Annotated in this window: 11 protein-coding genes; 8 read left to right on the plus strand and 3 right to left on the minus strand. The window is 65.7% G+C overall.

Annotated elements, in window-relative coordinates; all coding sequences use genetic code 11:
• The first annotated feature begins 245 nt into the window (after positions 1-245).
• Together YU9_RS50405 and YU9_RS50410 are read left to right on the plus strand one after the other, a co-directional pair.
• Positions 246-1,538 (plus strand): winged helix-turn-helix domain-containing protein, encoded by a 1,293-nt coding sequence (locus tag YU9_RS50405; protein WP_245266637.1) that lies wholly within the window; start codon positions 246-248, stop codon positions 1,536-1,538.
• Positions 1,471-3,144 carry a hypothetical protein gene (locus tag YU9_RS50410; RefSeq protein WP_245266638.1) on the plus strand — a complete coding sequence of 558 codons (1,674 nt, stop codon included), beginning with the start codon at positions 1,471-1,473 and terminating at the stop codon, positions 3,142-3,144. Before YU9_RS50405 ends, YU9_RS50410 begins: the two co-directional genes overlap by 68 nt.
• Before the next feature lie 155 nt (positions 3,145-3,299).
• On the opposite strand, the gene YU9_RS0133580 is transcribed toward YU9_RS50410, so the two are convergent.
• Both YU9_RS0133580 and YU9_RS0133585 read right to left on the minus strand, forming a co-directional pair.
• Positions 3,300-4,007, minus strand: a complete 708-nt coding sequence (locus tag YU9_RS0133580) for a hypothetical protein (protein ID WP_027576700.1) — start codon at positions 4,005-4,007, stop codon at positions 3,300-3,302.
• A gap of 118 nt (positions 4,008-4,125) precedes the next feature.
• The gene (locus tag YU9_RS0133585) at positions 4,126-6,969 is read right to left on the minus strand and encodes a winged helix-turn-helix domain-containing protein (RefSeq protein WP_027576701.1); all 2,844 of its coding nucleotides are present in this window, start codon (positions 6,967-6,969) and stop codon (positions 4,126-4,128) included.
• A gap of 327 nt (positions 6,970-7,296) precedes the next feature.
• Here YU9_RS0133585 and YU9_RS0133590 point away from each other — a divergent pair, with 327 nt between their 5' ends.
• The 6 genes from YU9_RS0133590 to msrA all read left to right on the plus strand — a co-directional run bounded on the left by YU9_RS0133590 (position 7,297) and on the right by msrA (position 12,318).
• The gene (locus YU9_RS0133590; protein ID WP_027576702.1) at positions 7,297-7,965 is read left to right on the plus strand and encodes a sensor histidine kinase; all 669 of its coding nucleotides are present in this window, start codon (positions 7,297-7,299) and stop codon (positions 7,963-7,965) included.
• Between the two features lie 34 nt (positions 7,966-7,999).
• Positions 8,000-8,689 (plus strand): VOC family protein, encoded by a 690-nt coding sequence (locus YU9_RS0133595; RefSeq protein ID WP_027576703.1) that lies wholly within the window; start codon positions 8,000-8,002, stop codon positions 8,687-8,689.
• Between the two features lie 236 nt (positions 8,690-8,925).
• On the plus strand, positions 8,926-10,233 hold the full coding sequence (locus YU9_RS0133600) for an epoxide hydrolase family protein (RefSeq protein WP_027576704.1): 1,308 nt from the start codon (positions 8,926-8,928) through the stop codon (positions 10,231-10,233).
• Between the two features lie 32 nt (positions 10,234-10,265).
• Positions 10,266-11,114, plus strand: coding sequence for an enoyl-CoA hydratase/isomerase family protein (locus tag YU9_RS0133605; protein WP_027576705.1), 849 nt, complete (start codon positions 10,266-10,268; stop codon positions 11,112-11,114).
• 122 nt (positions 11,115-11,236) lie between these two features.
• The gene (locus tag YU9_RS0133610; RefSeq protein ID WP_027576706.1) at positions 11,237-11,659 is read left to right on the plus strand and encodes an OsmC family protein; all 423 of its coding nucleotides are present in this window, start codon (positions 11,237-11,239) and stop codon (positions 11,657-11,659) included.
• Positions 11,660-11,802: 143 nt separating this feature from the next.
• On the plus strand, positions 11,803-12,318 hold the full coding sequence (gene msrA / locus YU9_RS0133615; RefSeq protein WP_027576707.1) for a peptide-methionine (S)-S-oxide reductase MsrA: 516 nt from the start codon (positions 11,803-11,805) through the stop codon (positions 12,316-12,318).
• 221 nt (positions 12,319-12,539) lie between these two features.
• Here the strand turns inward: msrA and YU9_RS50840 are convergent, their stop codons facing one another.
• Complete coding sequence (locus YU9_RS50840; RefSeq protein WP_256375916.1) at positions 12,540-12,662, minus strand: hypothetical protein; 123 nt, start codon at positions 12,660-12,662, stop codon at positions 12,540-12,542.
• Positions 12,663-12,768: the final 106 nt, after the last annotated feature.

Here is a 12,768-nt window from a genome sequence, read left to right on the forward strand (position 1 = left end):
AGTGGTGATTAGGATCTGTTAGATTTTGTGCGCGTGCGTCGGGTGTGACAGCTCGTCGCAGACGGTTTGATTAAAACCAATTTGTCAAGCATTTGCGCAGACGAGACCGGACTGAGGGGCGCGCAGCGCATCGCATGGCGATCGATGCGCCGTGAGATCGGTGTGGTGCCTTCACTGGACCTCGCGGCGGCGCCTTGTATAGTCGCGCCGCGTTTCGATGAGGCATCTGCCAAGATGAGCGGGATGTGACCGAGCTTTCGGCAGGACATGGCCCGCATCGCGGCGGCACGGGGCCGGTCGTTGATCTCGATGCCGTCTCGTTCGGGCCGTTTTCGCTGCGCTCGCGGCTGCTGGAGAAGGACGGCGTGCCGGTCAAGCTCGGCAGCCGGGCGATCGACATCTTGCGCCTGCTCGTCAGCCGCGCCGGCGAGGTGGTGCCGAAGAGCGAGATCCTCGGCTACGCGTGGTCCGGCCTCTCTGTCGAGGAGATCAGCCTGCGGGTCCATGTCGCGGAGCTGCGCAAGGCGCTCGGCGACGGCAAGGAGGGCGCCCGCTACATCACCAACATCCCTGGCCGGGGCTATTGCTTCGTCGCGCCTGTGCGGCGTGGCGAACCTGCCGAGCCGCCTGCGACCGCGGCGCGGTCGCTCGAAACGTCAGCCCTGCCACCGTCTCTGCCGCGCCGCCTGGACCGGATGGTCGGGCGGGACGATGTCGTGGCCGAGCTGGCGGCGCGTCTGCTCCGCGATCGCTTCGTCACGCTGCGAGGGCCGGGCGGCATCGGCAAGACCACCATTGCGGCCGCGCTCGCGCGCGACATGTGCGGCAGGTTCGAGGACAACGTCCATTTCCTCGAATTCGGTCCGCTGCAGGACGCCGCGCTGGTCGCGGGCACGGTCGCTGCCGCGTTGGGCCTCGTCGTGCATCACGACGATCCCGCAGGGAGCGTCGTCAATTTTCTGCGCGGCCGGCGGCTGCTTCTCGTTCTCGACAGCTGCGAGCACGTCATCGACGAGGTCGCGCGTCTCGCAGAAGGCATCTACCGTGAGGCGCCTGGCGTCGCAATCCTCGCAACCAGCCGCGAGTCGCTGCTGGTGGAAGGGGAGCAGATCTTCGAGCTCGCTCCTCTGCCTGGTCCGCCGCAGGATGCCCGCCTCAGCGCCGGCGAGGTGCTGAATTATCCGGCTGCGCGTCTGTTCGTGGACCGCGCCGTCGCGGCGGGCCATCGGGACGACATCACCGACGAGGATGCGGAGGTCCTGGCTCAAATCTGCGGCAAGCTCGACGGCATCGCGCTCGCGATCGAGCTTGCCGCCGCGCGTGTCGGTCTCTACGGACTGCGCGAGATGGCGGCGCTGCTCGCATCTACAGCTCGAATGGCGCGGGCGGCGAACGGCGCCGCCGCGCCAGCAGACGCTCAGCGCCACGCTCGATTGGAGCTTTGGCCTGATCGGCGAGAGCGAGCGCATCGTGTTTCAGCGTCTCGCCGTCTTCGCGGGTCCCTTCACGTTGCAGGGCGCGATAGCGGTGGCGACTGATGCGGCGACCGCGGAGGATCGCGTCGTGCATGCGCTGGAGCAACTCGTCGCCAAGTCGCTGGTGTCGACGCAACCGGACGGCGCGTCGCGGCGCTATCGCCTGCTGGATGCAACGCGTGCCTATGCCATGCAGAAGCTGCCCGATGGCGGCCAGGCGGATACGATCGCGCGGCGTCATGCCCTCTATGTTCAGCGCACGCTCGAAGCCGCCATGACCGAGCCGGGCAGCCCCGACCAGGCGGCTCGCGCGCAGGAGCGGTCAGGCCTGCTCGCCGATGCCCGCGCGGCGCTGGCATGGAGCTACGCCAGCGCTGACGGCGCGGGCCTGCGCGTGCCGCTCGCAGGCAGCTGCACGAGGCTGTTCGTCGAGCTCAGTCTGCTGAACGAAGCGCGCGTTTGGTCCGATCGCGCGCTCGCGACGCTAGACGGCGCCGAGCGCGGCAGCAAATGGGAGCTCGAGCTGCAATCGACGCTCGGTCATGCCTTCATGTTCACCGAGCGCAACAGCGAGCAGGCGGAAGCGGCGCTCAGGCGCGGGCTTGAGATTGCGGAAGCGCTTGGCGACCATGCAAACACATTCCGGCTGCTGTCGCGGCTGAACATGTTCTACCGCCGGACCGGCGGCTATCGGCATCTGGTGCCGACCGCGCGTCACGCCGAGCGGATTGCCCGCCTGATCGGCGATACCGCAGGCGTTGCCTGCAGCAAGGCGCTGCTCGGCGTGTCCTATCACCTCGCCGGGGATCAGGTCGAGGCGCAAGCCCATCTCGACGAGGGCCTGCGCGACGATGCTGCGCTCCGTGGCACGCGGCCGGGACATTTCGCCTATTCGCGCACGCCGCAGATTCCGCTCGCGCGCGTGCTGTGGCTGCGCGGCTTTCCCGATCATGCGCTCGAATGCATCCGCCCGCTCATAGGTGCCGCAGCGCCGCGCGACGTGGTCATGCATTGTATCGCGCTGTGCTGGTCCGCCTCGGTGTTCGGCTGGGTTGGCGACTGGACCTCCGTCGAGACCATGACCGCCCGCCTCACCGCGCACGCGAGCCTGCACGGGCTCGCGCCTTACGAAGCCGTCGCCGCCGGTTTTCGGGCGCAGACCATGATCGCCCGCGGCGAGATCGCCGGCGGCATCGACCTGTTGCGGACCGCGCTTCCGCGGCTGCACGCGGATCGCTACGAGCTCTATGCATCGTCGTTCGCCGCCGATCTGTCCCAGGGATTGGCGGCGCTCGGACGGCTGCCGGAAGCGCAACAGGTCCTGCACGAGACCATTGCGCGGGTCGAGCAGGAAGGTGGCGCCTTCGACATGCCGGAGCTGCTCCGTCTGCGGGGAGAGCTCGAGGCGCATAGCGGAAATCTCGACGCTGCCGAGGCAAGTCTGCTCGCCTCGGCGACGCTCGCCGAGCACCAGGGCGCATTGTCCTGGCAGTTGCGAACCGAAATGTCGCTGGCGCGGCTGCGCGACCGGCAGGGGGGGGCCAAATCCGCTCGAGCGGCTCGCCAGCACCTACGCCCGATTCTCCGAGGGGTTCGAGACCGCCGATCTCAAGGCAGCGCGGGTGATGCTGAATCAGGCGGCGGCCTGAACAGCGCCGGGCCACGCTAAACGTGTCAACTCGTGGTCGCCACGTCTAGGATCGCGTCGGCAGACACCTTCGGCGCCTCCTGCGGCAGATTGTGCCCGATGCCGCCAAGGCGTCTGTTGGCTCGTTATGCATTGTGTTGAGAGTCAGTGGTTGCCGCTCTCGCGGGTCCTCGTCCCTACTCGAAGACGGCGTCGAAGATCTCGACATCCATCAACACGGGCTTGGCGATCACCGTTCCGTCCGGCTGCAGCGTCTGCGCGCGTCGGAGTGTCGGCACAACGATGCCTCCGAACCTGTCATGAGCCCAGGAGTAGTGTGCGACCTTGATCCCGAAGAGATCATGGTCCGTCCGCCGTTGCAGGGCGCTCTCGTCGAAATAGAAGATCTGTTCAGGTGCGAGCGTAATGAGGTGCGAGGGGAATTGCGCCCGCAGCCGCCGCCACGTCTCTGTGCCCTCACGCCAGGGCGGCAGCTCCTCCACCATGACATCGGGATGGGCGAGCAGGAATGGATTGGTCAGATAGTTCCAGATCGCAACGCCGCAGAAGAAGACGAGATGCAGTTCGTCCGCAAGCGCGGGGACGCCGACCTCGGCAAACGCGAGGCTCGGGTTGCGCCAGGTCCGCAGGACTTCACCATCCAGGCTCTCGATCGTGATCGCGTCGGGTTGAAAGGAGCCGGAGTGTTCGCCTCCGGTGATGCCCGTGAACCGGAGCGACTGCGTGCGGGTCGAGCCTTCCGCGGTCACGTCTTTGAATTCCCGGGCATGTCCGGCGCTGGAGAACAGCGATCCGCCGACGGACAGGTGGAGCGTAAACCGTTTCAAGCTGTTCCAGCGGGCCAAGCCGCCGCTGGCATCGATTACATCGTCAAGAAGCGCCATGTCCCGCCATATCCACCATGAAGTGTCGCCACCATGGCGGGGCGTATGCGGCTTGGCGTGTTAGAAGTTGTTAGGAGTTGCGAGTGGGCACTTAGGCGGTATCCCGTTGAAGATACTGTCAATTCAGGGTGCCCAGCAGCTCCCTTGCGGCGACCAGATCGCGCGTCTCTAGCCCCTCTTGGTAGCGCGCGACGAGCGGAGCGAGCAGATCGCGTGCGTCGGCGGCTTTTCCGGCCTGGCGCCAGATGCGGCCAAGGCTGATCGCGCCGCGGAGCTCCCAGCCAACCGCGTATTGTCGCTGCGACAGGTCGAGCGATTTGCGCAAGCAGCTCTCGGCGTCCACAGCGTTGCCCGACCGGGCGAGGATGTCGCCCTTGACCCTGAGCATCTCCGGCATGTCAAAGGATTCCCCATGATCGGGAATCTGGCCAATCGCCTCGTTGATCGTCTGCAACGCCTCGTCGGGCTGATTCTGCGAAGCGAGACCCTCCGCGAGCGCCGTCGCAAAGACGGTCGTCATGATCCGGTGCCGTGTCGCGTATAACGTGGCCTGACTGCGGCGAAGGTGCTCGATGCCCCCGGCAACGTCACCGCGGCGCAGCAGGAGCTCGCCTTTCTGGCCGATGCCGACCGCGTGATAGGGGCCGAGGAAGTGCCGCGCCGAATGATCGATCAGCCGCTCGATCAGAAGTTCGGCGTTGTCCCAGTCGCCGACCCAGAGGAACACGTAAATCGTCCAGATCAGGGAGATGCCGAGGGTGAGCGGCTGTTCGAGCAGCTCAGCCTCGCGAACCGTGTATTTCGCCACCTCGATCGCCCGCTCGGGCCGGCCGGTGAGCCAGAGCCCGCGCGCCAGCGCCACCAGCGCGACGATGCGGTCGTCATACCCGAGATGCCCGATGTTGAGCCGTTGCGAGCCGGGATTGTGCACCATCGCGCTCTCGCAGAACCGAACCGCCTTGTCCTGGTTGCCGATCAAATGATGCGCTACGCCAAGCATCCATTCGACGTTCAGCGCGGCAGCGGGATCGTTCAGCTTTCGCGCGACGCTCTCGCCCTGTTCGCCGGTTCCGAGCGCGCCGTGAAAGTCTCCGACCCTGGTCAGATAGATGTGCAATCCGCGCAGCAACCAGAGCTGCCAGTGCAGGTCCTCGAGCTCCCGGGCCAGCTGGAGACTGCGCGTGAACGCCGACCGGACTGCTTCGGTATTGCCCTGCGTGAACATCACGGAGACGCCGAGCGCAGCCTGCAAGGTCATCTCCTTCCGGCTGTCCACGGCGCTCGTATCGAGTGACGCCAGCGCCTGCTGGGTCCAGCGGTAGCATTCCGTCAGCAAGGTCAGTTCGAGGAAGAACTGCGCCCCCGAGGCCGCCAGATCCACGCCGATCGTCCGATCGCCGCGCTCGGAAAAGCTGAAGGTCAACGCGGCCCTGACATTCGGCAAATGGTCGGCATAGGGGAGGAAGCCGCCGGCGCTTTGCATGCCCGTGGACTTGAGGGCAATGTCGTGCAGGAAGTCGCGGAAATATTCGGCGTGGGCGCGCGCGACGCGGTCCGCTTCCCCGTTCTCGACGAGCTTGTCGCCAACGAAAGCGCGGGTGGTGTCGAGCAGACGATAGCGCAGCCGCCGCTCCGCAGGCGACGTCGCGATCAGGGATTTGGAGAGCAGGTTCGAGATCGCCTCGACCGCTTCGGGCTCGCTGATCCCCTGGCAGGACGCGACGGCCAGCGCGCCCTCCAGCGTGAACGGCCCGACAAACACCGACAATCCGCGCAGCGTCGCGCTTTCGGTCGGCGGCAGCAGGTCGTAGCTCCAGGCCAGCGCCGCGCTCAAGGTCTGGTGCCGCGGAATCGCGGTGCGCCGTCCCCGCCACAGCAGCGAGAAGCGGCTGTCAAGCAACGAGGCGGTCCCGGCAATGCCATAGGCGTTGACCCGCCCGGCCGCGAGTTCGATCGCGAGCGCAATGCCGTCCAGTCGCCGGCAGATCTCGGCGACGAGCGGGGCATCCTCCTCGCGGAGCTCGAATTCGCTCAAAGTTTCGGCAATGCGCTCCACGAAGAGCTGGGTTGCGGGATAGGCAAGGATGTCGGCGATGCCGAGCCCCTCGCGCTGCGGCGGGCAATCCAGCGGAAACAGCCGATGCACGCGCTCGCCTTCGGCGCGAAAGGATTCGCGGCTGGTGGCCAAGATATGCAGCTGCGGCGCCTCGCGGACGAGGCGCTCGGCCACAGGCGCGAGTTCGTCGAGCATATGCTCGCAACTGTCGAACACCAGCAGCATCCGCCGGCTGCGCAGGACCGTCAGCAGGCCCGGTATCGGGTCCTCGGAATTGACGGTGAGGCCCAGCGCGGCGGCAATCGTCCCGGGGACGAGCCGGGCATCGGTCAGCGCGCCGAAATCGACGAAACACACCTGGCCGTCGAAGGCCGCGAGCTCGCCCTGCGCGACGGCGAGCGCGACCGAGGTCTTGCCGATCCCGCCGGGGCCGACGATCGTGACGAAGCGATGCTCGGCAAGCTCGGTGGAAATCCTTTCGACCGCATCGTCCCGGCCGATCATCTTCGCGAGCGGCGACGGCAGCGAGCGCGGCGAAGCGGCGGGCGGGCTGGTCCGGCTCTCCGATGCTGCAGGCCGGAGCAGCGGAGCCGCGAAACAATAGCCGCGTCCCGGGACGTTGACGACGTAGCGGGAGCCTTCGCCGGCATCGCCCAAAGCCTTGCGCAGCGTCGTGATGTGGAAGCGCAGGCTGCCTTCGTCGACGTTCACGTCGGCCCAGATGCGCTTGATCAGCTCCCGCTTGTCGACGACCTCGCCGGCGCGCTCGGCGAGAAAAATGAGGATGTCGAGCGCACGGCCGCCGAGGTGAAGTGGGGCGCCGTCCTTCTCGAGCAGCCGCGATTTCGCGAACAAGCGGAACGGCCCGAAGGCAATGACCGAATCCTGCTCGTTTATGTCCGGCACAGGCGAATGATTCCAGTGAATGAGCTGAAGTCTGCAGTTTGATCTACCAGACCGAGACCTCCAGTAAACTGGCCGAAAGTGGCGAAATCGCGTGGCGGTCGCCGAGCGCACCGGGATAGTCTGTTGCAAATTTGCTTAAACGCGAGCGGTTTACAGGCGGCCGCGACAATTCGTCAGCGTGCCTGACCGTGAGGCGATGAAGTCCGCCGCAGGATTTGCGGGGCGCCGCCGATCATAACAGAATCTTGCAACGTCTAACGGGCAAAACGCGCGCGCCGCATCCAGTATAGCCTTCGAGTTAGATCCTATTTTTACGGGGAGGCTATGATGTCCGGTATCGGCGCTCGACCGAACGACCATGTCGCTCGACCTCAGTTCGTTGCCAGTCTGGATGACCAGTCGCGTGATTGGGAGCTCGTGCTGCGGGAGTCCCACCACCGCATGAAGAACACACTGACGCTGTTGGGTGCGTCAGTCCGCCGCGACTTCACGCGCGCAGCTACGCGGGACGTGTCGCTGGCGGTGGACCGGCTCGAGCGGCGCATCGTCGCCTTCGGCCGGCTCTATCAGCTCCTGTCCGACAACGACGATCCATCGGCCGTCGCTGTGGAGCCCTTCTTTGAAAACCTGTGCGGGGCCCTCTCCGAAGCGGTGCTGGAGCCGGCAGGCATCCGCTGCGAGGCCGCGGTCGAGAGCGGCAGGCTGCCGGCTGCGCAATGTCATCGCCTCGCCCTGATGCTGACCGAGCTGGTCACGAACGCGGCAAAGCAAGCCTTCCCGAACAAGAGCGGCGCGCTGATTCGCATCGAATTGGCGAGCCGCGACGGCGCCTGGCTCTGCACGGTCGCGGATAACGGCATTGGTGCGACCGGTCCGCTTCAGGGCACCGGCAGCCGTATCCTCGAAGGGCTCGCACGCAGCATCCACGCGCGGTTGCACGGCGAGGCGGGGCAGGGCGGCACGCGCGTGACCATCGTGATGCCGGCCGTCGCATGAAGGACAGCCTCAACTCACACCACGGGAGCTCGACATGACCACCATCGAAATCGATCGCGATACCGGCACCAGGCCCTCGACATCGCGCAGCGTTGACATGAAGCTTGAAGTCGTCGTCATTCCGGTGTCCGACGTCGACCGTGCCAAGGCGTTCTACGCGCGCCTCGGCTGGCGGCTCGACGCCGATTTCGCCTCGGGCGACGACTGGCGCGTGATCCAGTTCACGCCGCCGGGCTCGGCCTGCTCGGTGATCTTCGGCAGGAACGTGACCGCCGCAGCGCCCGGCTCGGCGCGAGGCCTGTACCTGATCGTCTCCAATCTGGAGGCGGCCCGGCAGGACCTGCTCGATCGTGGCGTCGAAGTCAGTGCGCCATTCCACGGTGCCGGCGACGTTCATGCCGGGTCCGACGAGCCCTATCTGTTCGGCAGCGTTCGGGTTGGCGGCGTCGACCCGAAACGCGGCAGCTACAGCTCATTCGCCTCATTCAGCGATCCCGACGGCAATGGCTGGCTGTTCCAGGAGGTCACGACACGGTTGCCCGGGCGCATCGCCGGCGGCGGCGCGACATTCGCGTCGGCGGCCGATCTGGCGGCGGCGCTGCGCCGTGCAGCGATCGCGCATGGCGAGCACGAGACTCGGACCGGCGCACACGACGAGAACTGGCCGGATTGGTATGCCGACTATATCGTCCGCGAGCAGGCCGGCCTGCCGCTGGCGTCGTGAGTTGCAGTCAATGCAGCTCCTGCCGATACGGCGCGCGATGACTGACGTCCTCGCGCCGTGCCACATCGGCATCATCGCGTGCTCTGGTTCATCGCGCGGACTCGCAAGGGCTAACGCGGTCTAACAAGCCATAACGGGCAAATCGAAAGCGCCTGCGCCAAGCTCTCTGCATGACGAACCGACGTTTCGATTTCGAACTCGGTCGATGACGCCGATCAAAGCAAGGGAGATCCAACATGACCACGCAAGCCCGCACCGACATCCTCAACCCCGACCGCCGTCAATTGCTGAGCCAGGCAGCGATGGGCGCAGTTGCCGCCAGCGTGTCGAGCCTGCTACCACTGCATCCGGCGGCTGCGAGCGGTGCGATCCGCCCGTTCCACGTCAGCGTGCCCGAGGCGGACTTGCTCGACCTCCGTCGTCGTCTCGCGGCCACGCGCTGGCCGGATCGCGAGATCGTCACCGATCAATCGCAGGGCGTGCAGCTGAGGACGGTGCAGGAGCTCGTGCGCTACTGGCAGAGCGACTATGACTGGCGCAAGATCGAAGCGCGGCTGAACGCATTGCCGCAATTCGTCACCGAGATCGACGGCGCCGACATCCATTTCATTCACGTCCGCTCGCGGCACGAGAATGCACTGCCGATGATCGTCACGCATGGCTGGCCCGGCTCGATCATCGAGCAGATGAAGATCATCGGCCCGCTCACCGATCCGACCGCGCATGGCGCCAGGGCCATGGACGCGTTCGATCTGGTGATCCCTTCGCTCCCTGGGCACGGCTTCTCGGGCAAGCCGACGGAGCTCGGCTGGGATCCCCAGCGCATCGCGCGGGCCTGGATCGAGCTGATGAAGCGGCTTGGCTATAACCGCTACGTCGCGCAAGGCGGTGACTGGGGCAACGCCGTGACGGAACAGATGGCGCTGATCGCGCCGCCGGAGCTGCTCGGCATCCACACCAACATGCCGGCGACCGTGCCCGACGACATCGCCAGGGCGCTTCAGCCCGGTGGAGTGCGGCCGTCGAATCTCTCGACTGACGAGCGCACCGCCTACGACCAGCTCGACGATTTCTACAAGCACGGCCTCGGCTACGCGATCGAGATGTCGAACCGGCCGCAGACGCTTCTTGGCCTCGTGGATTCGCCGGCGGGCCTTGCGTCCTGGATGCTCGACCACGATGCGCGCAGCGCCGCGATGATCGCGCGGGTGTTCGACGGCAAGCCCGAAGGCCTGTCGCGCGACGATGTCATCGACAACATCACCCTCTACTGGCTCACCGACACAGCGGTGTCGTCGGCGCGGCTGTACTGGGAGAACAAGCTGGTGTTCTTCGCGCCGAAGCACGTCGAGATCCCGGTCGCCGTCAGCGTCTTCCCGGACGAGATCTACGCCGCACCGCGCAGCTGGACCGAGAAGGCCTATCCGAAGCTGATGCACTACAACCGCCTGGACAGGGGCGGCCACTTTGCGGCCTGGGAGCAGCCCGCGCTGTTCTGTGCGGAGGTGCGCACCGCGTTCCGCCCGCTGCGGCAGTCGATCTGAAACGCGAATACATCCATCAGGGAGTGCAAGAGATGAATCGTCCCGAACGCACCTTCACCACCGCAGACATCCGTCTGGAGCGTCGCCTGCCGTCATACTGGCGTGTCACCTTCGACATGCCGCCGGTGAACATCTTTGGCCCGAAGCACCTGCCGCTGCTGAATGACATGATCACCGAGATCGAGACCGATCCGGATGTGAAGGTCGTGGTGTTCGACAGCGCCGTCGAGGGCTTCTTCATCACCCATTACGACTTCCTTGTGCCGCTGGAAGACTCCCTCAAGGTGCCGCCCGGGCCGACCGGCCTCCCGGCGTTGCCCGACATGCTGGTGCGCCTCAGCCGTGCGCCTGTGGTCTCCATCGCCTCGATCCGGGGCCGCGCCATCGGCGTCGGCAGCGAGCTCGCGCTCGCCAGTGACATGCGCTTTGCCAGCCGCGAGAAGGCGATCCTGTCGCAATGGGAGGTTGGCGCCGGTCTCGTGCCCGGCGGCGGGCCGATGGCGCGGCTGCCCCGTCTGATCGGCCGCGGCCGTGCGCTCGAAGTGCTGCTCAGTGCCGACGACATCCACGGCGATCTCGCCGAGCGCTATGGCTACGTCAACCGATCGTTGCCGGATGCCGAGCTCGACGGCTTCGTCGAGGCGCTCGCCATGCGGATCGCGTCCTTCGACAAGGAGGCCATCGCCGAGACCAAGCGGCTCGTCGATGTCGCAAGCCTGCCGCCTGATGCCGAGATCAAGCCGGAATGGGATGCGTTTCTGGCCGCGCTCGGCCGCCCGGCGAGCCAGAAGCGCATCAAGGCGCTGATGGCGCGCGGCTTCCATCGCGCCGGCGACGTCGAGAACCGGCTCGGCTTCCATGTTGGTCAACTCGGTAGCTAACGGAACCGCTGCAGCGCTCGATCGGTTGGGAGGGCAGGCGGCCACGCCAATGTCGCCTTTTACCGGTACGGAGCGCCGGTGCTTGAAGACAAACAAAACCAAACAAAACAAGGAGAATTGAGATGATCCGCAAGGCAACGGCAGTCTGGAAAGGCACCGGTCGCGATGGCACCGGTCATCTCTCGAGCGAATCCGGCGTGCTCGCGCAGACGCCCTATTCGTTCAAGACCCGCTTCGAGAACGAGAAAGGGACCAATCCCGAGGAGTTGATTGCGGCGGCGCACGCCGGCTGCTTCACCATGGCGTTGGCCTTCGGCCTTCAGATGGCAGGATTCACGCCGGATGAGCTCTCGACGGAAGCAGCCGTCACGCTCGAGCCCGAGGGCAAGGGCTTCAAGATCAGCAAATCCGCGCTGATCTTGCGTGCAAAAGTGCCGAACCTCGACGAGGCCGGCTTTGCGAAGATCGCCGGCGAGGCCGAGAAGAACTGCCCGGTCTCGAAGGTGCTCAACGCCGCGATCACGCTCGACGCCAAGCTGGTTTAGAGGCGGGCGTTTGCTTTGGGTCCATCCGGTTCTCGGAACCGGGTGGACCCGCCTGCAATGCGTGGCTTTCGGCCGGGCCGCCGAAAGCCTATATGATGCGGTAGCTGCAGAACGGGCAGAGCGATCAGTTGGGAGCACATCACATGACGACAGAACGCGCAGTTTTGGCCGGAGGCTGCTTCTGGGGCATGCAGGATCTCATCCGCAAGCAGCCGGGCGTGATCTCCACCCGCGTCGGCTACACCGGTGGGCACGTGAAGAACGCCACCTACCGCAATCATGAAGGCCATGCCGAAGCGATCGAGATCATGTTCGATCCCGCCAAGACCAGCTACCGCACCATGTTGGAGTTCTTCTTCCAGATCCATGATCCCACCACGCTCAATCGCCAAGGCAATGATCGGGGCACCAGCTACCGCTCGGCGATCTTCTACACGAGCGAGGAGCAGAAGCGGATTGCCGAAGACACCATTGCCGACGTCGAGGCGTCTGGCCTGTGGCCCGGCAAAGTGGTGACCGAGGTCGCGCCCGCAGCTGAGTTTTGGGAAGCTGAGCCGGAGCATCAGGATTATCTCGAACGTTATCCTGACGGCTACACCTGCCACTTCATCCGGCCCGGCTGGAAGCTGCCGCGGCGCGCGGCTGCGGTGGGAGGCTGAACCGTGATGAGATAAGGCTTCATTGCTGCAACGATGGAGGTGCGCTCCCTCTCCCGCTTGCGGGAGAGGGTTGGGGAGAGGGTGCTTCCGCAACGGGACAATCCCCAAGGGGAGAAAGCCCTCACCCGGCGCTTCGCCATAGCCGAGGCTTTGCCTCGGCGTCTCTTGAAATGACGGCCGCCGAAGGCGGCCTGTACCTCTCCCGCAAGCGAGAGCTTTGCTTAATGGGATGTGAGCGAGTGGTTCCCGATGTCGGGCTTTTTTTGCGCGGCGTCGGACGGCGCGCGGCGTGGAATGGGTGCGTTTTCCGCGGCCGACCGCTGGCGTCGGGCGGCGGCGGTCATGCCGCAGCTCCCGCAGGAGACAGCACCGCCCATCGTTTGAGATTCATGGCGAGGCAGATCAGGCGCAGATGCGTCTGGTTGCGCGCCAAGCCCAGATAGCGGGCGC

It is taken from the genome of Bradyrhizobium sp. WSM1743, from assembly GCF_000473065.1.
Classification (GTDB): domain Bacteria; phylum Pseudomonadota; class Alphaproteobacteria; order Rhizobiales; family Xanthobacteraceae; genus Bradyrhizobium.